We start from the raw sequence: 25,914 nt of genomic DNA, 5'->3' as shown, positions 1-25,914 counted from the left end.
TAAATTAAAAAGGGGATGATAAAAATACTGAAAAATACAATAATAAAAGTTAAGGGTTCAAAAAAAGCGGATAATGAAATAAGCCCGTACATATTTTCACATTTCATCGAGGATATACGGGATTTTATGGATGGCATGCTGGCATATGTTCTGAAGGATATGGACTTTGAGGAAGAAGACATATGCCATAGAGGTGTTTCAGGATCCTGGTATCCCGTAACCAACGGCAAAAATACAAAGTATGCACTGGAACCTGCGGCTTATCTTCACTCGGGCAACAGCCAGAAAATCAGCATGATCAGCGATGATTGCGCTTACTCGGGAATTGCTCAGAGAATTTCGGTAAAAGGAAATGTTGAATACAGTATTAAAATGTATGCCAGATCCTCTCCCGAGCTGAACAATATTAATATTGAAATATTTGATTGTGAAAAAAATAAAAGGCTTGCAGGAACTGTAGTCCAGCTGCCCTGCCATGACTGGCAGGAATGTGAATGCAGACTGGAAATATCAGAAGACTGCAGTAATGCCGAATTCAGGGTTGGCGTGAACTCGGCGGAATATCCGTGGCGGGATTCGGTATCCACCGGTATGCTTTGGATTGATCACGTATCAATGCTTCCTGCCGACAATGTGGCATATGTAAAAAAAGAGGTGTATGAATACATCGAAGCCTTAAAGCCGCGTATGCTCCGCTTCGGAGGGAACGTAATAAGCGCATATCACTGGCAATACGGAGTCGGGCCCTTTTACCAGAGACCGAACATGTACAATGAAGCATGGGGAGGCATGTCCAACAAGTATTTCGGCACCGATGAATTTATTGAATTGTGCAGGAAGCTGGATGCAGAACCTATGATATGTATCAATGCAGGATCGGGAACACCCGAAGAAGCTGTGCAATGGATAGAGTACTGCAACGGAGCCAGCAATACTCCTATGGGAGCCCTCAGAGCCAAGAACGGACACGTGGAACCTTACAATGTGCAATATTGGCAGGTAGGAAATGAAATATTCGGGGAATGGCAGGTTGGACACTGCAACGCCGAAGAATACGGAAAAAGGTGTGCTGAGTTCTCCAGGGCAATGAAAAAAGCCGACCCCGGTATACTGCTGATAGGCTGCGGGGATGTGGTACCTGAATGGAACGGTACCTTGCTTGAAAAAGCAGGAGAATATCTTGATTTTGTGGCAATACACATATACCACGGCTATGGGCGGCTGGGCATGGACAAGAGCTCAAGTGATGAGGAGAAATTTAAAGGCATTGTTTCCTTCCCTGAGGTGACAAGGCATATCCTCAACGCTACAACGGATATTATAAACAGCAATCCGAAGTATCGGCATATCAAATATGCCATAACGGAATATAACACAATGTATCTGCCCAATACAATCCGAAAAGGTTTGCCGGATGAGCATACCCTTGAGGCAGGAGTGGCTGTAGCAGCAAATCTGAATGAGTTTATAAGAAACAGCAGTATGGTGGCCATAACCAATTTTTCTGATTTGGTAAACGGCTGGACCGGAGGCTGTATCAGAGTGGGAGACAGCTGTTCGGACCAATCGAAGGGAAGAGTTCCAGGCTGGAGCGGAAAAGATTCTGTTGTTTACGGCACTCCCGCTTATTACATTTTACAAATATATGCCCAAAAAGATATTGCATATATGGTTGACACAGATATTAATTGCGAAAAATATTCGGTAGAGGCTAAAGGTAACGACGTTGACTTGATAGACCTGCCAATAATTGATTCTGTGGCCTGTCTGAACAGAGCTGGAACCATACTGACACTGTTTGCGGCTAACAGGAGTCTTGAGGATGTGGAGGTCCATATTGAACTGGAGGGTTTTAACTCCGGTAAAGAGGTTGAAATGTGGGAATTGACAGGAGAGCATTACAGAGACATCAACCATGCCCTGGATACCGGAAGGATCAAGCCAAAAACAAGCAAGGCGGAAGGCTCGCATTTTGTGCTTAAGGCCCATTCGGTATACGCAATTGATTTTAAAATACTGCTATGAATGGACCCCTTTTCTGAAATCACTGGGAGGCAGCCCCGTGGAGTTTTTAAAAACACGGCTGAAATAAAGAGGGTTTTCATAGCCAATAACATTTGATATTTCACTTATGTTGAGAGACGAGTCCAGGAGTAATTCCCTGGCCTTGTCTATTCTTATTTTTGTGAGATATTCAATGGGAGACATTCCGGTGTACTCCTTGAAATTGTGAATAAACCTGTAGGTGCTCAGATTGCATTCTCTTGCAAAATCCTTGACCGTCCATTGCAGATTATAGCTGGAGTGCATGTTTTCTATGACTTTTTGCAGGCTGGCATCCTTCAGGCGGTTTGTACCGTTTGACAATTCCCTGTGCCGTCTTCCCATCTGTGACAGCAGCTCAATTAACATCCCGTTTGAAATCTGATCAAACAGTGATCTTTTTATCTGGAGTTCATTTATTATTTTTTTATAGAGCTCAATGCAGGTATTGCTTAAGCCGATATTATAGACCTTTTTTCCGGTGAGGCCGGCATTTTCAAGACATGAAGCCGCTCCGGAACCTGTAAAGTGAACCCAGTATACCTCGGGGCAATGGGTAAAGTCATATATGTAGTGCTGTTCCTCTTCAGGTTTGTATATAATAACATTCCCTTCTTCAACGTTTACAAAATCACCATCAACCTTGTAGCAGCCTCTGCCCTTTATAATATATATAGCCTGGTAGTCCAGCCGTCCCTTTTCACGGTGCCTGGCAAAATTTTTGGTTATAAACTTCTGAAATCCACAGCAATTAACAGTAAGAAAATTATCTTTATCCTCAAATCCGCATTCCTGTTTATAATCTCTCAAATGGCCTGAGATATCAATCATAAGCTTAATTCCTCCGCACCTAAAATCCATCCAAATCCGGGCGCTTTTCCATCCAAACCGGGATGCCAGGCAGGCTCTGATTTCTGTAATTAACTGCCCTGCCATTTATGTGAACAGCAATATTGTGTATATAAACGGCAAAACTATGCATTCATTTAATATAATTATAGGCTTATACTTGTATCAAGTCAATTAAATACGCAACAATATAATGAATATATTCGGGAGGCAGAAAAATGGAAGGAAATTTGCTTGTGGCGCATGGCGGCGGTCCAACCGCAGTTATTAATTCATCCTTATACGGAGTAATAACCGAAGCGAAAAAACACGCGCAGATTAAGGGTATTTACGGTGCAAGATATGGAATTGAAGGAGTTCTTAAGGAAGAATTCATTGACCTGGGAAGAGAACCCCAGGAAAACATTGATTTGCTGCCCTATACACCTGCATCGGCAACAGGCTCCTGCAGAAGAAAATTAAATGATAAGGACTATCCTGTTCTTTTAGAAATATTCAAAAAATACAACATAAGATATTTCTTTTACAACGGCGGAAATGATTCCATGGACACCTGCAACAAAGTGGCCCTGCTTGCCAGGGAATCAGGCTACGATATGAAAGTTATCGGCATTCCGAAAACCATAGATAATGACCTTGAATTTACAGATCACTGCCCCGGGTTCGGAAGTGCCGCAAGATATGCCGCCATATCGGCCATGGAGCTTGCAAAAGAAGTAGAAGCGCTTCCCATACACGTTATAGTGCTTGAAATAATGGGCAGAAATGCAGGCTGGCTTGCGGCAGCCACAGCACTTGCAAAAACAAATACAGAAGCGGGGCCCCAGCTTATTTATCTGCCAGAAAGGCCGTTCAATGAGGAGGAGTTTCTTGAAGATGTCAGGATGTGGCACTCCAAAACAAAAGGAGTTCTGGTAGTTGCAAGCGAAGGCCTGGTGGATGCAAACGGGGTTTCCATTGCCGATACCGGTCTGGTGGACGGCTTCGGGCATAAGGTTCCGGGAGGGGTTGCACAGGCACTGTCGGATAAAATCATAAACAGGCTGGGAATAAAATCGAGGGCCGAAAAGCCAGGACTTCTTGGAAGGGCATCCATCCCCATGCAGTCAGGTATTGACAGGGAGGAAGCAATAGGAGCAGGTGCATTTGCCGTTAAATCAGCAGTGGAAGGCAAAACAGGTTTTATGGCAGCAATCAGGAGAACTTCAAGCAAGCCTTACAGCTATGAATTTGAGCTGGTTCCCCTTGAAAAGGTCGCAAATGCCGAAAGAAAGTTCCCCCTTGAGTGGATAAATGAGAGAGGAAACGGAATAAGGAAGGAATTCATTGATTACTGTATGCCCCTTATAGGAGCTCCGCTTCCACAATACGCAGCATTATCCAAAATAAGTGTTCCAAAACTTTAAACAATAAAAAATATATTTGAGAGGATGTTAAATAATATGTTGGTTACAAGTAAAGAAATGATATTAGATGCTCAAAAAAGAGGTTATGCAGTCCCAGCCATAAATACCCAGGGCGGAAATTATGACATTATAAGATCAATCTGCTATGCAGCAGAAGAAATGAAGTCTCCTATAATATTGGCTCACTATGTGGCAACAGGAAAGTATTCGGGAGACGACTGGTTTGCTGAGGTGTGCAAATGGCTTGCAAACAAGGTTTCAGTACCTGTAGCCATACATCTGGATCACGGAGATTCCTTTGATACCTGTATGAGATCACTGAAATACGGATTTACTTCAATTATGCTTGACTGCTCTGCAGAATCCATTGAAGACAATGTGATGCATACAAACGAGGTCATCAAGGCCTGCAAATCCTTTGAAGTGCCCGTTGAAGCCGAAGTCGGAGAGCTTGTAAGGCTTGATGGCGCCGGAGCTGTAATGGACAACAAGAACATAGCCAATGTTGAGGATGTAAAGAAATTCCTTTCATTATGTACACCTGATATGCTTGCCGTTGGAATAGGAAATGCACACGGATTTTATAAGGGCAAGCCGCTGATCCGTCTTGATATTTTGAAACAGGTCAGAGATATTACGGATGTTCCGCTTGTACTGCACGGCTGTACCGGAATGCCCGATGAGACAGTCAGGGAGGCAATCAAAACAGGTGTTGCCAAGATAAACTTCGGTACACTTGTAAGACATAAATACGTGGAATTCTACAAGGAAGGCATAGATACTCTTGACCATCAGGGACACTCCTGGAAGATATCACAGTTTGCAGAAAAGAAGCTGGAAGGTACCATCAAGGAAATAATCGAACTTTCGGGTTCGGCAAACAAAGCATAGTAATCTAATCGCTGACAGGAGGAAAAAATCATGGAACAAAAAAAGCTTAATGTTGGTTTAATAACCACCGTTTCAGGCAGATGGCCGCGTGAGCTGCCCACCAACAGGCATGCCGAATATGGAAAGTGACTTGAAGACAACTGCCCGGGAATAAATATAGTTAAAACTGAAAATATAGCTGTAAATAATAAGGATGTAGAAGATACAACAGAATATTTCAGGACCAAATCTGTAGATCTGGTTGTTCTTGTACTCGGTGCCTTCACAGGTGATTATGCAGCTACGTATATAGGTGAAGAGCTCAAGGTACCCGTAATTATCTGGGCACCATACGAACCACCCTTCGACGGAGGAAGACTCATGGCAAACAGTCTGGTTGCGGCGACCATGAATGCGGCTGCAATGCACAGACTGGAACATAAATTCCATTTTGTATATGGAAGCAATACCGATGAAAGAGCTGCAAAGGAAGTAAGACAGTATGTCAGAGTTTACAATACACTGAAAAGGCTCAGACAGACTTTTCTGGGACTTTTGGGATACAGACCCACTGCCTTCTACAGTTCAACCTTTGATGAAACATTGATAAGAAGACTTTTCGGCATCAAAATTGAAGAATTTGATTTAAAACCCATATTTGACAGCATGGCAGCGATTGATGCAGAAGAAGTCAAAAAGGATATGGAGAAAATCCGCAGTGAAATCAAAACCATTGAAATATCTGACGAATATCTCGAAAACCATTCCAGATTGTACCTTACACTTAGGAACCTGATCCAGGAGCAGGGACTGAATGCGGGTATCATCAAGTGCTGGCCCGAGATGGGAGTCCTGAAGACCACGCCGTGTGCCGTCCTGTCAAGAATGGCCGATGAGGGCTTTATAATCGGTTGTGAGGGAGATATGGATGCTACCATTGCCATGCTCATACAAAATTACCTGACAGATACAACGGTATTTATGAGCGACCTCATTAATATTGATGAAATGGAAAACACCGCATTATTCTGGCACTGCGGTCAGGCCGGCAGAAAGCTGAAGGATCCCGGAAGTGACATCAAGCTGTCCAACCACCCTCTGGCAGGACAGGGAACAGCCTTCTACACTGCATTGAAATCCGGCAGGGTGACAATAGCAAGAATGTGCAAGATCAGAGACCGTTACAAGCTGTTCCTTGCAAAAGGTGAGGCAGTACCTACCAAGGTTGTAACCAAAGGTGTAATGGTAAATGTTAAAATGGAGACCCCTGTCCGCGAAGTTTTGTACAGGATAGCAGAAGAAGGGGTTCCGCACCATTATAGCCTTGTTTGGGAGGATGTGGCTGATGAAATGCGCCTTATGTGCAAGCTGTTGGATATAGAGGTAATCGAAGTCTGAAAAAATGGGAGATAACTTGAAAATGAAACAGATATTTGTAAATTTAAAACGTTTTGAGATCCCAAAAAGCCTGGGCGGCATATGCCAGAAGGATGACCCGAAGGAATGGATCGAATGGATAGTCGGTGAATGCGTAAGCCTGGGAATTGGAAGGTATGAAGCTGTCGAAGTATGCTTCCTGCTCCAGGAGAACCTGCTGATCACTGCAAGGGAGAAGCTTGCCGGCTATGCCGTGAACGATACAAAAAGCATAAAAATAGGCTGCCAGGGTGTATTCAGAGAGAATGCGGCCAAGGGCGGAAATTTTGGAGCGTTCACCACAAACCGTCCTGCTGCGGCTGTCAGCAATATGGACTGCAAATGGACAATTATCGGACACTCTGAGGAACGCAGGGATAAACTGGGGATAATTGCTCATTACGATCCGACTGTTCTTCGGGAGGAGCAGGCAAGGAATACTGCAAATGCAGCGGTAGACAAGCTCATAAACGAGGAATTATTATGTGCTCTTGATGCGCAAATGAAAGCCTTGGTATGTATTGGTGAAACTGCAGAGGAAAAAGGCGAAGGAAGTTTTGAGGAACAACAGCCGGGAATCGAAGCAGTTTTAAAAGCCCAGCTGTTAAGATCACTGGCAGGAATAGAAGCAAAGCAATGCCACGAGGCGGTGGTAATAGGCTATGAACCCATTTGGGCCATAGGACCCGGAAAAACTCCTCCGGGAGCCGAATATATAAGCTTTGTTTCGGCATATATCAAGCAGGTCGTCAAGGAGAATTTCGGATTTGAACCGGCGGTAGTATATGGCGGAGGCTTGAAGGAAGAAAATGCCGGAACCATTTCAAAGATAGGCAGTATAGACGGAGGGCTGGTTGCCCTGACAAAATTCACCGGTGAAATAGGCTTTTACCCGGAAGATCTGAAGATCATCATTGATAAATACATTGAATGAGTACATCAAATAAAAAATTGATTATTAATTGAATTAAAAGATTGAATAAAAAGTGGATGCATATTAATGGAAACCTATTTATTGGTGTTTGTAATCTGTTTTGTGGGAAGTGTAATTCAGGGATCGGCAAGCTTTGGTTTTTCACTGTTTGTAATGTCACTGCTCCCAATGTTAATGCCCCTTAAAAGTGCGGCGGTTCTGTCTGCTTTGTCGGCCTGTATAATCGGAATTTGGGTGTGTATGACCATAAGAAAGCATTTAAAACTTAAGCTCATCATTCTGCCGGTCCTGTCATCCTTGCTGATTATGCCTCTGGGTGTATACCTGCTTACAGTCTGCAATGAAAACCTGCTGAAAAAGGTACTGGGCTTAATCATCATACTGCTGTCAATTATGTTTTTAAAAAGCCCGGCACAAAAGCTGTCTATCAGGGACAGCAGAATAAACGGGATAACCTTTGGAGCCGTCAGCGGATTACTTTCAGGTATGTTCAATATTGGAGGGCCTCCGCTGGTAATATATTATCTCAATACGGTCAAGGAAAAAATGGAATATAAGGCGGCGCTGGAGTTCTCCTTTATGATAGCCGGCGGCGTAACGGTAATTCTGCATAAGGCGTACGGAAATATAGAGCCCGGAGTGATGAAATATGCTGCTGTATGCATTGCAGCCATAATTTCAGGCACAGTACTGGGAATGAAAGTTTTTGTCCGGCTTCCACAGGATATTCTGAAAAAATCCGTATACATACTGATGGCTGTTCTTGGAACAATACTTTTGATCAGGTAATGAACTGGTCGGGAGCAGGGATAAGACTCTTATAAACAGGCTTGAAGCCAAAACTTATTAAAAAGGAGGAAGGATAAAATGAAAATTGCGTTCGAATATGGACAGGGCTTGATGGAAGCCGAACTGCCGGATAGTACTGATGTATTCATACCGGGTGAGACGGTTCCCGACCCGCCGTTTATTGAAAATATTGAGGAAGAGACCAGAAAATCCATATTAAACCCTATAGGAATGCCTCCTATTTCAGAATCTGTAAAAAAAGGCATGAAGGTGGTAATCGTATTCCCTGACAAGGTTAAGGGCGGCTTCCAGGAGACAGCCCACAGGAAAGTGGCAATTCCCATAATATTGGAGGAACTGTACAAGGCAGGAGTGGAAAAAAAGGATATCAAACTCATTTGCAGCAATGGTCTTCACAGGAAAAATACCCGTGAGGAAATCAAAAGCCTGCTGGGAGCAAAGGTATTTAACGATTTCTGGTGGTCAAACCAGATAGTCAACCATGACAGCGAAGATTACGACAATCTGGTGGACCTGGGTTATGACGAAATGAACAACAGAGTAATCATGAACAAAGAGGTATACGATTCCGACTTCGCCATACTTATAGGACATGCAATGGGCAATCCGTACGGCGGTTATTCCGGAGGCTACAAGCATTGTACAACGGGTATTACGCACTGGAAATCCATCATGCATCATCATGTACCCCATGTTATGCACCGGAAGGACTTCACACCTGTGAGCAAGGACAGCCTCATGAGAAGTAAATTCGATTCAATAGGCATGCACATGGAGAAATGCATGGGCAAGAAATTTTTTACCTGTGACGCCTGCCTTGATACCAATTCAAGACAAATCGGAGTATTTACAGGTTATGCCAGAGAAATACAGCCGCTGTCCTGGGAGGTGTGTGACAGAAGGACCAACATAGCGTGGGCAGAAAAGAAGTATGATATCATGGTGTTTGGCATGCCCCAGGCCTTCCATTACGGAAACGGCATGGGAACAAATCCTCTGCTTATGCTTCAGGCCATATCCGCACAGATTATACGCCACAAGAGAGTTATGAAGGATAACTGTGTGGTTATATGCTCATCCATATGCAACGGCTACTTCCATGATGAAGAATTCCCGTCATACAGGGCTTTATATGAACTGTTCCAAAAGGATTATCACAATACTCTGCCGGACCTGGAGAAGTATGGGGAGTATTTCTCGAACAATAAGGAGTATATAGACAAATACCGCTTCAACTACGGATATCACCCGTACCATGCGTTCTCAATGATATCCTGCGGGCATATAGCAGAAATGAACTGTTCCGCCATTTATATTGTTGGAGCCATTGAGCCGGGATTGGCAAGAAGCATGGGTATGAAAACCAGAGCTACCTTTGAAGAAGCTCTGAAGGATGCCGGAAAATATGTGGGAGAAAATCCGAATATACTGGCTTTGCCAAAAACCTTCAAGCTAACTGCCGTACATCTTGGAATGAAGGATGAACAATAGATTTAAGTCCATGCCTGACATCAAAAACGATAGGATCTTATCTTCAGGTGAAAGGCATGGTTTAAATATACACCTGCTAATGCTGTTTTTATCTTGTTGGTTCAAGGGTTCTCTTGAACCAGTCTTTTTTTAACCATTTAATTATAAATACCATTACAAAACGGTCCGGAGAGGAGATACATATGAAGCTTTTGTACTTTGACTGCTGTTCGGGAATAAGCGGTGATATGACCCTGGGTGCGCTGATAGATCTGGGTATAGACCATAAAAGGTTTCTGGAGGAAATGGACAAGCTTAACCTTGAAGGGCTGAAGTTTGAATTTTCAACAGTATACAAAAATGGCATCGGATGCACCGATGTAAATGTAATATTGGAGGATGAGGAACCTTCCCATGAGCATAATCATGAACCTCATCATGAGCATGGTCACGAAAAACACCATGAACATAGAAACTTATTCGATATCGAAAAGATTATTGACAGCAGTTCATTGTCTGAGCGAGTTAAAAGCCTCAGCAAGGCAATGTTCAACAGGCTGGCCAGGGCCGAAGCCAAAGTACATAGAACCACAATGGAAAATATACATTTTCATGAGGTTGGGGCATTGGATTCAATTGCGGATATAATAGGAACGGCAGTCTGTATAGATATATTGAATCCCGACAGGATAATGAGTTCCCCGCTGCACGACGGAACAGGTTTTATCACCTGCAGGCACGGCATTATTCCCGTTCCGGTACCTGCCACCATGGAAATTATGACGCAGGCCTCAATACCCTTTCATACCATTGAGGTTGAAAATGAATTGATTACACCCACGGGAGCAACAATAATCGCAACTCTGGCCGAAGCTTTCGGAAATGTACCTGCCATGTCGGTAATACAGGTTGGATACGGCTCTGGAAAAAGAGAAATGGAGATACCGGGAATTTTGAGGGTGGTACTGGGGGAATGTAACATCTAAATTTGTACCACAGAGAAGTTTAAATATTTTTGCAAGGCTGTATGCAGATAAAAGAGGTGACAGATTCTGAAAGCTGGACTAAAGCAGTTGATTGAAATATACATGGCTTTTTTTAAATTAGGTGCTGTGAGCTTTGGCGGAGGTTATGCAATAATACCTTTGATCGAGCAGGAGGTTGTAGAAAACAAAAAGTGGCTGGAAAGGGAAAAAATAATTGATATTTTTTCGGTGGCCCAGGCATTGCCGGGAGCTATTGCTATTAATGCATCAACCTTCGTAGGTTATTCGGTGGCAGGTATTCCGGGGGCCATTGCCGCACTGCTTGGAAATGTGACTCCGTCTGTGGTGACCGTAATGACACTTTCGGTTCTGTTTACAAGGATAAGCGGGTATCCGGCCGTCAAATCCATTTTCAAGGCTATATATCCCGTGGTTGTGGGGTTAATTCTCTATGCCGCATATAAAATCGGTAAAACAGCAATTAATAATTTAGCCAGTGTCGTTATTGCTGCTGCTGCCTTTGCAGCATCTTTGTTTTTGCATCTGGATCCGATACCTTTGATTATCGCCGGTATAGTGTGCGGATTGGTAGTCCACTGGATTAAAACACTTAATTGCATCAAGGAAAAAAAGAAAGGACGTGAGCTGTAAATGGGTGTCCTTTTTAAATTGTTCATCATGTTTGTAAAGTTATGTGCCTTCGCATTTGGCGGAGGGTATGTAATGATTCCCAGCATGGTAAAAGTCTCTGAAGCAAACCACTGGGCTTCTGCAGCCGAGTTGACGGATGTCATTGCCATTGCGGGCATGGCGCCCGGTCCTGTAGCGGTAAATGCCGCCGTAGGATTTGGATACAGGGTGGCGGGATTTCCGGGAGCTGTCGTATCATTTCTTGGTATAGCAATCCCCTGTGCCGTAATAGTTATTGTTGTAGCCACCTTTTTTTTCAAGGCGTATAATCATCCGTTGGTGCAGGCTGCCTTAAACGGTTTGAGACCGGTTATAACCGGAATAATCCTGTATGCTGCCGTAAGTCTTGCAATAAAAAACGGTATGATTCTGGCAGCAGGAAATACTCTCATTACAGGCGGCTGGAATATAACAGCGGCAGGAGTGAACCTGCTGGAAGTCAAGAGTTTGATTCTCATTGCCGCTACATTCCTCATATTGATCAAAACAAAAATACAGCCCATATTTCTGATATTGGCCGCCGGAGTTTTAGGAGTTTTTTTATACTAATATGTTTTCTTCTAATGATTCAGCTTGAGCTTTCTATATTCTGTGGGACTTAACTTCAAATTTTTGGAGAATACCCTTGAAAAGGTTTTATAGGAGGTAAAGCCTGTCTCAAAACAGATGTCAAGCACTGAAGAATCTGTGGAGAGCAGTAGATCACAAGCCTGCGCAAGTCTCAATTTTTCAAGGTACCGGTGGAAGTTTTCCCCGAGGAGCTGATGAAAGGATGAACTTATATGGGGAATGCTCATGTGGAATTTTTCGGACAGGCTTTGAAGTGAAATTTCCTTATAATAATTTTGTGAAACGTAGGTAATAATATCCCAAACTCCGCTCTTCTGACAAAGTGTCTGATTCACTTCGGTAAAGCTGCTGTTGGACCTGTTTCTGTCAAAGGTAATCAGCAGCTCTGTCAATTTGCTTTTAAACATCAGCGTGCTCCACAGCCTGCTGTCGGAAAGCTCCTTCAGCATAAAATTCAATATATTTGTAATTTCTTCGGTGACCTGTTCATTAAAATAATTGTAGGGGATTTTATCAAAGGCCGCTTTGCTCAGAAGCTCGGTCAATGCCAGGAAATCCCCCTTCCTGTCGTAAAAGCTTTCTATCCGTATACTGCCCACAAACATAAGCAGGGGATTTTCGGGAGAAGTCTCAATCTCATGGATATGATGAGGAAATAACAGTGTAAAGGTTCCTGGCTTGAGAGTATGCTCCATACCGTTTATTTTTTCCTTTGCCTGACCTTTAACTGTAAAATTAAATTCTATGTAATTGTGACAGTGCGGAAATACATGAAAATTTAAACAGTCCACCCTGAGTGCAAAGGGGAGGTTCTCACTTATCCATTCCTTATACGAGACAAAATTCGGTTCCATGTGCTCACCTTCCACAAAATAATAAAAAGCTTTCTACCTTCGTAAATTAACTTGTTATGCTAATTAATTTAAATTTTGCTTTACCTATATAACTTTTTAGAATCAACTGGCACTCCCGGACTAACTTCATAAAATATTGTTTTTAATCGTGCATCTTATTTCATGAAGTTGTACTCACGTACCCGTATAATCGGGCCTAAACTGTTCACTTGCAAAGTTAAAAGTTAATTTAAACAGCACTATGAGTTAAATTATAAGGTAAAGCTGTTGAGGAGTCAATTCATGAATGCTGGGGCTGTCTTGCGATAATCAATTATAACAATGAATTATAAATATTAAATTTTGAGATATTTAATAAAATTTTGACATGACTTAATGTCTTATATTTTTTAAGATTGTTATAAAGATAATTTTTTATTTATGGAGGTCAATATGCCATATTATTTTAAAAACATGAAAGACAGATTGCCCGGAGTACTTGAGCAAATAAAATCGGCAATGTATAAAAGGGTTTCGGAACTTGACATTTCGGTGTGGATCACGCCGGAGCCCGTGACCTTTGAGGATAGGATGTCGGGTATAAAAAAGGATGTTGCCATCGGCCAAAGTTGGGGGAATTTATGGGATTGCGGCTGGTTCCATTTCACAGGGGCCGTACCAGATGCTTCTGAAACAGGAGCGGATGATGAGGAAATTATTTTACTCGTTGACATAAGTGGAGAGCTTTATGTAGTGGACAGTGCCGGAAATCCGGTAAGAGGTCTCACAAATTTCTCCTCGGAATTTGATTATTCACTGGGAAGGCCGGGAAAAATAGTTTACCGGTTTGACAGGCCTTTAAAAGCAGGTAACAAAATAGATATCTGGGCCGATGCAGGCTGTAATGACCTCTTTGGAAAATATCAGGACAGCGGAACATTAAAAGAAGCTTATATTGCTGTTGCAAATAAGGAAATGGAGCAGCTTTATTACGACTTTGAGGTACTGCTGGATTTATTGCAGCAGCTGCCAGAAGATAAGGCCAGATACCATGGCATTCTGCGAGCCCTGAATGAAGCGGCAAATATTTTAACGAAGTATGACAATGCAGAAGCAAAAAGGGCCAGAGCGATCTTAGCCGTTGAACTCGATAAAAAAGGCGGAGATCCTTCCCTTAAGATTAATGCAATAGGGCATGCCCATATTGACCTGGCATGGCTGTGGCCCATCCGTGAAACCATTCGCAAGGGTGCCAGAACTTTTTCTACTGCCTTGAGAAATATGGAACGTTTTCCGGAATATATCTTCGGAGCCAGTCAGGCACAGCTGTATCAATGGGTCAAGGAATATTATCCTGCGCTCTATGAAGAGGTAAAACAGCGTATCAGAGAGGGCCGCTGGGAGGTCCAGGGCGCCATGTGGGTGGAGGCAGATACAAATGTATCGGGGGGAGAAGCCTTGATAAGACAGGTACTTCACGGAAAGCGTTTCTTTCAGCAGGAATTCGGACAGGAAATCAGAAATCTGTGGCTGCCCGATGTTTTCGGATATTCTGCTGCGCTGCCTCAAATACTGAAAAAATCCGGCGTGGATTATTTTATGACAATCAAGCTTTCCTGGAGCAAGTTCAACAAGCATCCTCATCATACCTTCTGGTGGGAGGGCCTTGACGGCAGCCGGATTCTGGCGCATATGCCGCCCGAAGGAACCTATAACAGCTCTGCCGCACCAAGAGCTGTCGCTTTCTCCGAACAGGAATTCCTGGACAAGGGTGTTTCGGATGAATGTCTGCTGTTATTCGGCATAGGAGATGGCGGCGGAGGGCCGGGAGAGGAGCATCTGGAGAGGCTGAAGAGGGAACGGAATCTGAACGGTCTGGCTCCGGTAACCCAGGGAACCGCACAGGGATTTTTCGACAGGCTTGAAGAAGCATCTCCTATGCTGAAGACCTGGCGCGGAGAGCTATATCTTGAATACCACCAGGGCACTTATACCACCCAGAGCAGGAACAAAAGATACAACAGAAAACTTGAGCTGGCTCTGCGTGAACTGGAATTTGCTTCGGTGCTGTCCGTGGTAAAGCAGGGAGGCCGTAAAATGGCCGAAGAAGTTTACCCCTCAGAGCTCCTGGATAAAACCTGGAAGGAGATGCTTTTATATCAGTTCCACGATATTTTGCCGGGATCCTCCATAGGCAGGGTTTATAAGGAGTCCCTGGAACGGTATGCCTCAATGCTAGGCCAGGTGGAAGCTGAGACCGGGAAAAGGTATCTGTCACTGTGCGAAGGAGAGGCATCCTATGAGCACTCCGGTACTAATTCCGGAGATACAGGGCATGTGCAGGTATTCAATTCGTTATCCTGGGAACGGGAGGAATGGATTTCCCATGAAGGAAACTGGTGCAAGGCAAAGGTTCCTCCCATGGGATATGCAGTAATACTGTTAAACGCAGGGACTGGGAATACTGCCGGAAAAGCTGCCGGGGCGTATTCGGGAGGACAACTGCTCAGTACGGGTGATGTGATGGAAAATGATATCTTCTCAATTGTTTTTTCGGAGAACGGATTTATAAAATCAATATACGATAAAGCCGAAAAGCGTCACATTATACCTGAAGGAGTTGTGGCCAACGGGTTGGCGCTATACGAAGATAAGGGCGATGCATGGGATTTCCCTGTATATTATGATGAAAAACCCGGTGAGCTGCTGACGCTCACAGACAGCACCGTTTATACCGACGGTCCGCAGATCATAAGAGAGAGCAGGTTCAGGACACCATCGGGACAATCCACCCTTGAGCAGAAAGTTGTTTTGACATTGGGCAAAAGGCAGATTGATTTCATAACAGCTGTGGACTGGAATGAAAATGCCAAAATGCTCAGGACATCCTTCCCGGTAAATGTTTATGCACAGGAGGCCACCTGTGAGATACAATTTGGAAATGTAAAGCGCCCCACACACAGGAATACTTCCTGGGACATGGCAAAATATGAGGTCTATGCCCACAAGTGGGTGGACATCTCACAGGGTGACTACGGAGTTGCACTATTGAATGACTGTAAGTACGGACATAAAGTTCTGGACAACATACTGGACCTGAATTTGCTGAGGAGCACCAGTTTTCCCGACACCGGGGCAGACCTGGGCCGGCAGGTATTTACCTATTCCCTGTTCCCTCACAAGGGAGACTATATCCGGGGCGGTGTTGTCAAGGCCGGCTACGAACTGAATGTACCGCTTAAAACAATTTCTGCAAACCCTGCTGTAAAATCTGCATCACTTCTTACGGTAGAGGCTGGGAATATAATTGTTGAATCGGTCAAAAAGTGCGAGGACAGTGATGATTTAATAATAAGAATGTATGAATGCCATGGCACAGGTATAAGTACAAAGGTTGACTTTGGATTTAAAACAAAGGATATCAGGCTTGTAGACCTTATGGAGAAGGAAACATGCCAGGAAAGCTTTGATAAGGATACCGGAATGCTGACCTTCAAACCTTTTGAAATTCAAACACTGAAAGTATCAGTTTAAAATAGCAGAACTTTTATAAAAAAACATAAATAAATGTTCCTCAACCTCGTTGAAACGCACCTCAGGAAAGAAAATTTTTCTACAGCCGAAAAATTTTCTATTGAACTTATGCGTTATAATCATAAGACTACCCCTTAAGGCATATATATACACTGTAGACGTTGCCTGTGTAGCTTTAGAAGTCAATTACAGCAAAATCGCATTGCTGACCGGGCTTGTTGTAATTGACTTTGCCTACTTTGCACACTGGAATGACGGATAATGAACCAATCCCTGAAAAGCAGGTATTATTATCTGATCATTCCCAGAATTGCCTTATCAAAGGGGGGTATAGGTTGAAGGAATATATAGAAGAACGAGTTTTGGAGCTCGCGAATTATATTATCGAGAAAAAGACAACAGTACGATTTGCTGCTAAAAAGTTTGGGATCAGCAAGAGCACAGTACACAAAGATGTTACTGAAAGACTAGAGAAAATAAATCCAACACTTATGAACGATGTCAGGGTCATTCTCGAGGAGAATAAGGCAGAGCGGCATATACGAGGCGGAGAAGCAACAAAGGCAAAATATCAGGGTAAGTAAGTTTACATAGATGAAGTTTACACTGAAAAAGAAAATTTACATAGAGGATAAAGTTTAAAAGCCGGGAGCGAAAAGCTCCCGGCTTTTTTTAGTGCTCCAAGCATGTGCGCTTTCTCATCGGTGAAAATCCGGGATGAGGGCTGATAGTAGCAACTGCCAGCCTTTAAGAGAGTCAAGAAGAACAAAGAGAGCCATGGGATTGATGGATTTTTTTCAACTTGACTTAAAGGTATTTTCGATGCTAAACTTATATCTGTTCAAAACCATGTACATTTTAACCAGTTGCAGTTAAATAATGTTTAATTTGAAATTGAAGAATTGTTAATGGTAGGAATTACTTTTTAATTAGCGTAAATAATAATAAGACCGTGAACTTTTTTCATTACTTAATTGCACTATAGCGGCGAAACGGAGTGCTTTATGAGTATTAAAAATATTATCAGTCCTAAAAAATACTTAAACAAAATCTATTTATGGGTTACCCTTGGAATGTTTCTGGTTTTAATAGTGTTTTCAGGCATTTCTTATTATAATGTTCAGAATGAAATATTAAAAAATGAATATACCGCAAACAGAAAAATTTTAAACCAGATAAAGTTTAATATAAATTATATGGATGATATGCTTGTCAGCGTATGTTTTTCAACCTATTACAATTCAAATGTCAGAAATCTGATTAATAATGCAAATATAGATTTTGGTGAGGTAACAAAAGAAATTGAAACCATAAAAACTTCCATTGTGAATACCAATCCGTTTATCCAGTCGATTTATATTTATAATAGACAAATCGGAAAGTATTATACAACTCTTGATGGCGTTATTTATGAGGATGCTTCCTTGAATAAACTTATTAAATCATATGAAGAGGTTCCAAAGCTGGTACCGGTATATAGAAAACTAAACCTGACGGATGGCAACACCATGACAACCAAGAATGTTTTTACATACTTTATGTATGAATTTATGCGTTCTGATGGTTATATGGATGGCGCGGTTATTGTCAATTGTAATTCGGATTGGCTGCTAAGAAATATCAGAGAATTAAACATGGTTGATAAAAATGGGCAGGATGAAATTTTTATCATGGATAACGATGGGAACTTTATTGGTGATCCTGGCAATGATATATTTTATAATTCGCTAAAACTCAGGTATAAAGATTATATTAAGAATAGTGCAGACAAGACAGCAGGAATATTTGAGAGTGATATCAATGGAAAGAAATATCTGATTACTTTTACAAATGTGGAAAATGCTAAATGGGTAATAATTAAAACTCAGCCATATAGTTTAGTTTTTGAAAGTGTCAATAAGATCAAGACTGTATTCATAGTTATTACGTTGATTTTTATTATTCTTTCATTTATCCTTTCACTGAAAATTACAAAATCTATATATAATCCCATAGGCAAGCTTGTAGGTCAGCTTAGAACTGGGAACATACCAATTGATAATCATAAGGCTAAAGATGAAATTTCTTACCTGAGTGAGGTATACGAGTATTCCTTAGAAAAGTTGAACGAGTATAAGTCTGAAAAGATGTCAGATAAAGGAATAGTAAAATCTTACTTTCTTAGAAAACTTCTTGTTGACAGCTACTCCGTGTCAACAAGCGAATTCAGAACAATGATAAAGGAGAAGGAAGTAACAATTTCCAATGAAGCCCCCTTTATTGTTTGTGTTATTAAAATTGATGATTATAAAAAGTATATTGAAAAATATAATGAAGAAGATAGAGATATCTATAGGTTTGCCATCATTAATATTACATCTGAAATATTATCTGGTAAATTCAAAAATGAGGCAATAGATCTTAAAAGTGATCAAATTGTCATTATAATGAATGTAGATAGCGAAACAGGGGATTTGATTAATACCATAAAAGAATTGATAAAACAGGCGCAGAAATTTATTTTTAATTACTATAAAATAAAGGTCTCTGCATCCATAAGCAGTTGCAGTAACGATACAAAAGAACTTACAAGACTATATAATGAAGCGCTTAACACTTCTATGTACAGACTTATATTTGAAAGTGAGACCATAATAACGCAGGATATGGTAAAACAGAACATAGAAAATCAGGAGATAGGATATAAAGCGGCCCTTGAAAGAAAACTGATGCAGGAAATAAAAGTTGGAAATATTGAGAAAAGTGGCGAGACCGTCAATAGTATTTTGAAAGAAATATCCAGACTCAGTTACAGCAACATTGTTTTGGCCTTATTACAGCTTATAAATTCATTAAAAGCTACTGTGGATGAAATAAATGCACAAAGGTTTGAATCCGTATATATCGATTTTAATCTTCTGGCCAGGGAAATTTTTGAGCTTGAGTCACTTGATGAATTACAGGCAAAAATAATGAAGTTATTGAAGGCTGTTATAGACAGATCCGGAAGTGTGGAAAATGAAAAGCAGACAGCTCTTGCCGAAGCTGTAAAAGAAATTATCAATGCCAATTATTTCGACAGTGGATTATACTTGCCGGAGATTTCTTCAAGATTAAATATGTCTGCTAAACATATTGCAAGAGTTTTTAAGACTGTCACAGATATGACGGTTACAGAATATATAAATGAGGTTCGATTGAAAAAAGCTGTCGAATGGCTTGAAAATTCAAAATTAAGCATACATGAAATTATTTCAAAGATAGGAATAGATAACGAGAGCTATTTTTATAAATTGTTTAAAATGAAATATGGTGTAACACCGAGGGAATATACTCTAAATAAAAATTTTAAAAAATCATAAAATATGCAAGTATTATGTATATCAATTCAAATAAAAACTACGTCAGGCAAATGGTGTGTAATGCACATTTACCGGGTAGTTTTTTTTTATGTACTTATTTTACAGTAAAAAAGTACAGTAGCCGTTTGCATAAAAAAGACTCTTAATGCACTATTCTTTTTGAACTTTGTGTCTTAGGATAAAATCATAGACCGCAGTCTTGTACACACTATTCTAAGGGAGAACAAAATGTTTAAAAAAAATGAACTTATAAAAGACACAATAAAAAATAAAGGTCTCTTGCTTCTGGCAATTCCTGGATTACTGTTTTTATTAGCTTTTAATTATTTGCCGATGGTTGGGATTATTATACCATTTAAAAGTATTGATTTTGCAAAGGGTATAATTAGAAGTGATTGGGTTGGATTTAATAATTTTAAATTCCTTTTTAGCTCTGGCGATATTATAAGGGCTACCACAAATACAATTATTTCAAATCTGTTATTTATTATCGCTACGCTTATAATATCCATGGCCTTTGCCATAATGTTGTTTGATATGAGCCGTAAAGCTGTAAAAGTATACCAGACGGCTTTATTTGTTCCTTATTTTCTTTCATGGGTAGTAATTAGCTATATTGTCTATATATTTTTAAATCCTGACATGGGAATATTGAATCAATTTCTAAAGGCGTTTGGAAGCGAAGCAATTAATTGGTATTCTGAGCCAAAGCATTGGAGGTTCATATTGGTGATAGCCAGTCTCTGGAAAAATGCAGGCTATTATACAATTTTATATTATACGGCTCTGATGGGTATTGATTCTTCGTATTTTGAGGCTTCAGACATTGATGGTGCTACAAAATTTCAGCAAATAAAAAGTATATCAATACCACTTCTTGCCCCATTAATAATGCTTCTTGTCCTGCTTCAAATTGGGAGAATATTCTTCTCCGATTTTGGATTGTTCTATTTCATTCCAAAGGATTCAGGAGCGCTATATCCTGTAACCGATGTTATTGACACCTTTGTATTCAGATCTCTCAAGAATAATCCTGATTTGGGAATGACAGCTGCTGCTGGATTATATCAAACAGCAGTAGGGTTTATATTAGTAATAGTTGTAAATAAAATAACAAAGAAACTAAATCCTGACCTGGCAATGTTCTAAAGCGCTATTAAATTACAGATCAAATAAAAATTTAAGTATGGGGGAAATTATGAGGGGAAAAATAAATAGAATTTCTATAACAAGTATCGTATTTCATTTAGTGTTGTCGATATTTTCATTATTTTGCATTATTCCGATTATATATATAGTATCAATTTCTTTGACTGACGAAAATTCATTGTCGCTTTACGGCTATAAGTTGGTTCCAAAGCTGGTATCAACCTATGCCTACCAATTTGTATTTGCCAGTCCGAAACAGGTACTTACCTCTTATGGTGTTACAATTTTAGTTACAGCTATTGGCTCAATATTAAGTCTGCTCGTTACCAGTATGCTTGCATATACCATGTCACGCAGGGATTTCAAATTGAGTAAGCTAATTTCATTTGTTGTTTTTTTTACAATGATATTCAATACTGGTTTGGTACCATGGTATATATTGATAGTTAGGTATTATCATATAAATAATACGCTTTTATGCCTTATTTTACCTTATGTTATCGTACCGTGGAATGTATTTCTGATGAAAGGCTTTCTGGCAGATATTCCTCTTGCTTTGGTTGAATCTGCAAAAATTGATGGTTCATCAGAATTAAACACCTTTTTTAAAATTATTATTCCTATCTCAAAACCTGCACTTGCAACAGTAGGATTATTCTGTGCATTTATGTACTGGAATGATTGGTGGTTAGGTATGCTTTTTATAGAAAAACAAAGCCTTACACCGCTTCAGCTTATGCTTTACAGCATTATGAATAATATAACCTACCTTTCTTCCTCACTGCAGAGTGGAAACATATCAATAGATGTTTCAAAAATGCCAAATGAAACAGCCAGAATGGCAATGTGTGTGCTGGCGGCAGGGCCTATGCTTTTCGTATTTCCGTTTTTTCAGAAATTTTTTATAAGGGGTCTCACTGTGGGCGCCGTCAAAGGCTAAATCATCCATACGGCTTGTTACAGGAAACTGTTACAATAAATATAATTTATGAGGAGGATTTAAAATGTACAAATCAAAAAAATCAAAGGCATTGACATTAACTGCCGGTCTATTACTGCTGGTTTCATTAGTACTAAGCGGTTGTGGAAAGAGTAATTCCACAGCTGACGGTTCTTCTGCTACTTCAGTGGCAAGTTCAACACAGCAGGCAGCAACCACACAGGGCACTCTCGAACCCTATGAAATCAAGTGGTATATAGATGCAGGCCCACAACAGGCTGATATTAATACTGTGCAGGAGGCATTAAATAAGCAGTTGGAGAAATCTATAAATGCAACAGTTAATATCGTTTCAGTAGACTTTGGAAATTATGATCAGAAAATGCAGATGGTAATAGCATCAGGAGAAAAGTTTGATTTGTGCTTTACTGCGAATTGGGCGAATAATTATTATCAAAATGTGAATAAAGGTGCTTTCCTGCCATTAGATGATTTGCTAAATCAATATGCTCCAACAATAAATGAAACATTACCAAAGATAGGTTGGGATGCTGCTAAAGTAAAAGGAAAAATATATGCAATACCTAATTATCAGATATGGGCAATGACTAACGACATTGTTGTCAGAAAAGATCTGGCAGACAAATATAAGTTTGACCCGAAAACAGTAACTAAATTGGAGGATTTGACCCCATTCTTTGAAAATGTTAAAAAAGGCGAACAAGGTATTACTCCAAATGGTGTTACCAAAGGATGTCTTCCATGGGGACGTACTTTAGTAATGAATGGGTTTGATGAAATTGCAGGTCGTGATGTACCTGGTGTAATCAGGCTCGGGGATGCTGATACAAAAGTTGTAAACCAGTTTGAATCTGAAGAGTTTAAGAATAATCTTAAGATTGTAAGAGATTGGTATGAGAAGGGTTATATCAGAAAGGATGCAGCTACACTTAGCGATATGGAAGCAGACAAGAAAGCGGGAAAAGTTGCATTTCAATTTGGAGGGAATTATAGCCCGGGAGCAGATGTAGGGGGGAAGGCTCAATTCGGCGGTAATGATGTATACGATGTGCCTGTTTCAAAATCATACCTTCTTACGAGTAGTATCATTGCAACAATGACAGCTGTCAGCAAGACTTCAGAGGACCCTGCAAGAGCGGTTATGTTCTATGACTTATTGTTCAAAGACAAAACACTCTATAATACACTTACCTTTGGTATTGAGAATAAACATTATAAAACTAACTCAGATGGTACGATAGAAATGATTAAAAACTCAGGCTATGACTACAGCGGATGTGGCTGGGAGTTTGGTAACCAGTTTAATGCAAAATTCTTAAAAGGTCAAGCTTCAAATATTTGGGATGAAACTGTTAAGTTGAACAATTCAGCTGAAGGTTCACCGATTCTTGGATTTAGTTTTGATCCTGAGCCTGTAAAAACTGAATTGGCGAATTGTAATTCAGTAGTGTCGGAATATAGCATTATGCTGGAGACCGGGTCAGTTGATCCCGACAAGAAACTGCCTGAATTCTTAAATAAGCTAAAGATTGCAGGAGTAGATAAACTTTTAGCAGAAGAACAAAAACAGATAGATCAGTGGAAAAAGGACAATGGAAAATAATAAATATAAAGCTGTTTGTAAGTAAAGTTTCGCTAAAGGAATACGAAAATAGTCGTATTCCTTTAGTTAAACATAACGATAAAAAGGAATGAATCATATTGAATAATATTAAAATGCTGCTGGACAATAACAATATCAAACTGGGATTTAAGGCGGAAAAATACGAAAATAGCCATCTGATTGATGCATGCGAGACGGAATGGTCAGGTACAAATGATGAATATATGAGGTCTGAACCGGATGGAACCATATGGCGTATAGCGGTTGAAGCCGACCAGATTTCAGAGGGTATTGTGGATATACATGCTAATTTTGTTCTGGAAAGGGGAAAATGCAGTAATTCAAATGTATCCATACTCATTCGGGAACAGCAATGGTCAAAGGACAATTTTGTTTTAATGCCGGCTGCAGTATATAACGGAAACAGGTTCAAATCAAGAGATATTGCATATCCGCCACAAGTATCCGAAACTGAGGATTTGGGGATAGGGGCACAAGCAGTTATTACCGATGTACCGCGGCTAAATATCAATGAAGGAATATCTGAAATACAATTGCTCACCAGAGATCTTTCTACTCCAGCGATTGGATGCTATAAACCAGCGAAAAGCAGAGGATTGTGGCTAATGACACAGCAATTTACGGTGCTGGGGGATTCAGGAATAAAAATCGAAGAGAATGAGGACAGAAGTAGTGCTGTTATATCAGTAGCTGCGCCTGGTGTCCGGCGCGACAAAAGATATATTATTTGCAATACCAAGTTCCCTTCTGAAGATAAGGGTGCGGATTTTAAGGAAGGGGATTCAGTTAAATTAAATATAAGACTATATTTATTCAGGTGTAGCCGTGTTCAAGATTTGTACGATTATTTCGTGGATATCCGAAAAGATCTGACGGGCGAAGTTAAACTCAGCAACCATATACCATTTTCAAAGGCCTGGGATATACAGCAGAAAAAATATAATGAACAAAATTGGGAAGATGAGCACGGTTATTATTCTGTAGGGCTGCGGGAAAATGTGTTTGCGGACTTGCAAATAGGATGGGTAGGAGGACTAATGTCTACCTTCCCAATGATATTTGAAGGCTCACAGCTATCTAAAGAGAGGGCACTAAAGACTTTTGAGTTTGCTTTTAGTGGTGGGCAGGACAAAGCAGGTTTCTTTTTTGGCTGTGGTCATCAAGGAAAATGGTATAGTGACAATTTGGAAGATACTGATCGCAATTGGCATTTAATAAGAAAAAGCAGTGATGCCCTATACTTTACGATTAAGCAGTTCATGTTGCTAAAAAAGCAGTATGAGGATTTTACTATACCGAAGAAATGGAAGGATGGAACACGTAAATGTGCTGATGCATTTGTGAGGTTGTGGAAAGTTTATGGGCAGTTCGGCCAGTTTGTAGACAGTGAGACAGGAGAAATAATTGTAGATGGCTCAACAAGTGCTGGTATTGCGCCTGGCGGGCTGGCGCTGGCAGGACAGTTTTTTGGAGAAAAAACTTATTTAGATGTAGCTGAAGCCTCAGCAAACTTTTTCTATGAAAACTTTGTAAAAAAGGGTTTTACCACTGGAGGCCCGGGAGAAATATGCCAATGCCCCGATAGCGAATCGGCTTTTGGACTACTGGAGTCCTTTGTGGTACTTTATGAAGTTACAGGAAACAGACATTGGGTTGATAAAGCCAGAGATATGGCAAACCAGTGCTTTACCTGGTGTGTTTCTTATGATTTCAAATTCCCTTCATATTCTACTTTTGGAAGCCTGGATATGCGTACGGCAGGTTCCGTTTATGCCAATGTACAGAATAAGCACAGTGCACCTGGAATATGCACCTTGTCAGGGGACTCGCTGTTCAAACTCTACAGAGCAACCGGGGATGTAAAATACTTGGAATTAATACGTGAAATGGCGCATAACCAAGTCCAATATCTATCAAGAGAAGATAGGCCTATAAAAGCATTGGAGGGGTATTGGCCTGGTAAAAATAAGGAGCATTGGTCAGAAAAACTCATGCCTGCCGGTTGGATGAATGAAAGAGTTCAAATGAGTGATTGGCTTGAGCCGATAGGAGAAGTTTTCTACAGTTCCTGCTGGTGTGAAATTTCAAATATGCTTACATATATGGAAGTGCCGGGTTTGTATGTACAATTGGATACTGGTTTCATTTGTGTGATAGATAATATTGAAGCTGTTATTTTAGAAAATGGTTATAAAAAGCTCATATTAAAGTTGATAAATCCTACAGAATTTGATGCAAAAGTCAAAATGTTTTCTGAGAAATCTTCTGATATATCAAGGATACTCGGACAGAATGCGCTTTGGGGCTGTAGGGAAGTAAATATCAAAGCCGGAGCAAATGTGATAATGGAATTTATTAAATCTTGACGACTACGAAGTCACTTGCCCTTAAAATTAATTTTTTGAAAAAACAATATGTTTTGAGAGAA

The 25,914-nt window shown here is 40.6% G+C and carries 19 protein-coding genes; 17 read left to right on the top strand and 2 right to left on the bottom strand.

All coding sequences use genetic code 11. The features are described 5' to 3' along the window. Positions 1-15 precede the first annotated feature (15 nt). Positions 16-2,025: an alpha-L-arabinofuranosidase C-terminal domain-containing protein gene (locus CTER_RS26275; RefSeq protein WP_004631249.1), complete on the top strand. Its 2,010-nt coding sequence runs from the start codon at positions 16-18 to the stop codon at positions 2,023-2,025. Here CTER_RS26275 and CTER_RS26270 read toward each other — a convergent pair. Then, entirely contained in the window at positions 2,020-2,874 is an 855-nt protein-coding gene (locus CTER_RS26270; RefSeq protein ID WP_004631259.1) for an AraC family transcriptional regulator, read from the bottom strand. The two genes, CTER_RS26275 and CTER_RS26270, sit on opposite strands and share 6 nt — an antisense overlap. A 236-nt stretch (positions 2,875-3,110) precedes the next feature. Here CTER_RS26270 and CTER_RS26265 point away from each other — a divergent pair, with 236 nt between their 5' ends. The 9 genes from CTER_RS26265 to CTER_RS26225 all read left to right on the top strand — a co-directional run bounded on the left by CTER_RS26265 (position 3,111) and on the right by CTER_RS26225 (position 12,023). Next, on the top strand, positions 3,111-4,298 hold the full coding sequence (locus tag CTER_RS26265; RefSeq protein ID WP_004631170.1) for a 6-phosphofructokinase: 1,188 nt from the start codon (positions 3,111-3,113) through the stop codon (positions 4,296-4,298). A gap of 36 nt (positions 4,299-4,334) precedes the next feature. After that, positions 4,335-5,189 (top strand): class II fructose-bisphosphate aldolase, encoded by an 855-nt coding sequence (locus tag CTER_RS26260; protein WP_004631174.1) that lies wholly within the window; start codon positions 4,335-4,337, stop codon positions 5,187-5,189. Positions 5,190-5,549: 360 nt separating this feature from the next. Continuing rightward, complete coding sequence (locus CTER_RS26255) at positions 5,550-6,566, top strand: L-arabinose isomerase family protein (protein ID WP_004631253.1); 1,017 nt, start codon at positions 5,550-5,552, stop codon at positions 6,564-6,566. A gap of 22 nt (positions 6,567-6,588) precedes the next feature. Continuing rightward, positions 6,589-7,518: a triose-phosphate isomerase gene (locus CTER_RS26250; protein WP_004631058.1), complete on the top strand. Its 930-nt coding sequence runs from the start codon at positions 6,589-6,591 to the stop codon at positions 7,516-7,518. A gap of 66 nt (positions 7,519-7,584) precedes the next feature. After that, complete coding sequence (locus CTER_RS26245; RefSeq protein ID WP_004631093.1) at positions 7,585-8,307, top strand: sulfite exporter TauE/SafE family protein; 723 nt, start codon at positions 7,585-7,587, stop codon at positions 8,305-8,307. A 78-nt stretch (positions 8,308-8,385) separates the two neighbouring features. Next, positions 8,386-9,819 carry a lactate racemase domain-containing protein gene (locus CTER_RS26240; protein WP_004631134.1) on the top strand — a complete coding sequence of 478 codons (1,434 nt, stop codon included), beginning with the start codon at positions 8,386-8,388 and terminating at the stop codon, positions 9,817-9,819. A gap of 182 nt (positions 9,820-10,001) precedes the next feature. Further along, positions 10,002-10,784, top strand: a complete 783-nt coding sequence (gene larC, locus CTER_RS26235; protein ID WP_004631176.1) for a nickel pincer cofactor biosynthesis protein LarC — start codon at positions 10,002-10,004, stop codon at positions 10,782-10,784. An 87-nt stretch (positions 10,785-10,871) separates the two neighbouring features. Further along, positions 10,872-11,435 carry a chromate transporter gene (locus CTER_RS26230; protein WP_083909102.1) on the top strand — a complete coding sequence of 188 codons (564 nt, stop codon included), beginning with the start codon at positions 10,872-10,874 and terminating at the stop codon, positions 11,433-11,435. After that, positions 11,436-12,023 carry a chromate transporter gene (locus tag CTER_RS26225; RefSeq protein ID WP_004631097.1) on the top strand — a complete coding sequence of 196 codons (588 nt, stop codon included), beginning with the start codon at positions 11,436-11,438 and terminating at the stop codon, positions 12,021-12,023. It abuts the gene before it with no gap. A gap of 11 nt (positions 12,024-12,034) precedes the next feature. Here the strand turns inward: CTER_RS26225 and CTER_RS26220 are convergent, their stop codons facing one another. Next, positions 12,035-12,898 carry an AraC family transcriptional regulator gene (locus CTER_RS26220; RefSeq protein ID WP_004631217.1) on the bottom strand — a complete coding sequence of 288 codons (864 nt, stop codon included), beginning with the start codon at positions 12,896-12,898 and terminating at the stop codon, positions 12,035-12,037. Positions 12,899-13,330: 432 nt separating this feature from the next. Between CTER_RS26220 and CTER_RS26215 the strand changes: the two genes are divergently transcribed. The 7 genes from CTER_RS26215 (at position 13,331) to CTER_RS27335 (ending at position 25,852) form a co-directional block, all read left to right on the top strand. Beyond that, entirely contained in the window at positions 13,331-16,411 is a 3,081-nt protein-coding gene (locus CTER_RS26215) for an alpha-mannosidase (RefSeq protein WP_004631271.1), read from the top strand. 335 nt (positions 16,412-16,746) lie between these two features. After that, positions 16,747-16,995: a sporulation transcriptional regulator SpoIIID gene (gene spoIIID, locus CTER_RS26210; protein WP_004631103.1), complete on the top strand. Its 249-nt coding sequence runs from the start codon at positions 16,747-16,749 to the stop codon at positions 16,993-16,995. Between the two features lie 420 nt (positions 16,996-17,415). Then, positions 17,416-19,752: an AraC family transcriptional regulator gene (locus CTER_RS26205; RefSeq protein ID WP_004631187.1), complete on the top strand. Its 2,337-nt coding sequence runs from the start codon at positions 17,416-17,418 to the stop codon at positions 19,750-19,752. A 228-nt stretch (positions 19,753-19,980) separates the two neighbouring features. Next, complete coding sequence (locus tag CTER_RS26200) at positions 19,981-20,901, top strand: ABC transporter permease subunit (RefSeq protein WP_004631231.1); 921 nt, start codon at positions 19,981-19,983, stop codon at positions 20,899-20,901. A 49-nt stretch (positions 20,902-20,950) separates the two neighbouring features. Then, positions 20,951-21,841, top strand: coding sequence for a carbohydrate ABC transporter permease (locus CTER_RS26195; protein WP_004631099.1), 891 nt, complete (start codon positions 20,951-20,953; stop codon positions 21,839-21,841). Positions 21,842-21,905: 64 nt separating this feature from the next. Next, positions 21,906-23,465, top strand: a complete 1,560-nt coding sequence (locus tag CTER_RS26190; protein ID WP_004631206.1) for an ABC transporter substrate-binding protein — start codon at positions 21,906-21,908, stop codon at positions 23,463-23,465. A gap of 98 nt (positions 23,466-23,563) precedes the next feature. Continuing rightward, positions 23,564-25,852, top strand: a complete 2,289-nt coding sequence (locus tag CTER_RS27335; RefSeq protein ID WP_004631132.1) for a hypothetical protein — start codon at positions 23,564-23,566, stop codon at positions 25,850-25,852. Positions 25,853-25,914 lie beyond the last annotated feature (62 nt).

This window comes from Ruminiclostridium cellobioparum subsp. termitidis CT1112, assembly GCF_000350485.1.
Classification (GTDB): Bacteria; Bacillota; Clostridia; order Acetivibrionales; family DSM-1351; genus Ruminiclostridium; species Ruminiclostridium termitidis.
This window is presented reverse-complemented; position numbering and strand designations above follow the sequence as displayed.

Excerpts from the sequence above, each read along its gene's own strand:
- CTER_RS26275 (WP_004631249.1), top strand. The coding sequence starts at position 16 with ATGATAAAAATACTGAAAAATACAATAATAAAAGTTAAGGGTTCAAAA.
- CTER_RS26270 (WP_004631259.1), bottom strand. The coding sequence starts at position 2,874 with ATGATTGATATCTCAGGCCATTTGAGAGATTATAAACAGGAATGCGGA.
- CTER_RS26265 (WP_004631170.1), top strand. The coding sequence starts at position 3,111 with ATGGAAGGAAATTTGCTTGTGGCGCATGGCGGCGGTCCAACCGCAGTT.
- CTER_RS26260 (WP_004631174.1), top strand. The coding sequence starts at position 4,335 with ATGTTGGTTACAAGTAAAGAAATGATATTAGATGCTCAAAAAAGAGGT.
- CTER_RS26255 (WP_004631253.1), top strand. The coding sequence starts at position 5,550 with ATGGCAAACAGTCTGGTTGCGGCGACCATGAATGCGGCTGCAATGCAC.
- CTER_RS26250 (WP_004631058.1), top strand. The coding sequence starts at position 6,589 with ATGAAACAGATATTTGTAAATTTAAAACGTTTTGAGATCCCAAAAAGC.
- CTER_RS26245 (WP_004631093.1), top strand. The coding sequence starts at position 7,585 with ATGGAAACCTATTTATTGGTGTTTGTAATCTGTTTTGTGGGAAGTGTA.
- CTER_RS26240 (WP_004631134.1), top strand. The coding sequence starts at position 8,386 with ATGAAAATTGCGTTCGAATATGGACAGGGCTTGATGGAAGCCGAACTG.
- larC (WP_004631176.1), top strand. The coding sequence starts at position 10,002 with ATGAAGCTTTTGTACTTTGACTGCTGTTCGGGAATAAGCGGTGATATG.
- CTER_RS26225 (WP_004631097.1), top strand. The coding sequence starts at position 11,436 with ATGGGTGTCCTTTTTAAATTGTTCATCATGTTTGTAAAGTTATGTGCC.
- CTER_RS26220 (WP_004631217.1), bottom strand. The coding sequence starts at position 12,898 with ATGGAACCGAATTTTGTCTCGTATAAGGAATGGATAAGTGAGAACCTC.
- CTER_RS26215 (WP_004631271.1), top strand. The coding sequence starts at position 13,331 with ATGCCATATTATTTTAAAAACATGAAAGACAGATTGCCCGGAGTACTT.
- CTER_RS26205 (WP_004631187.1), top strand. The coding sequence starts at position 17,416 with ATGAGTATTAAAAATATTATCAGTCCTAAAAAATACTTAAACAAAATC.
- CTER_RS26200 (WP_004631231.1), top strand. The coding sequence starts at position 19,981 with ATGTTTAAAAAAAATGAACTTATAAAAGACACAATAAAAAATAAAGGT.
- CTER_RS26195 (WP_004631099.1), top strand. The coding sequence starts at position 20,951 with ATGAGGGGAAAAATAAATAGAATTTCTATAACAAGTATCGTATTTCAT.
- CTER_RS26190 (WP_004631206.1), top strand. The coding sequence starts at position 21,906 with ATGTACAAATCAAAAAAATCAAAGGCATTGACATTAACTGCCGGTCTA.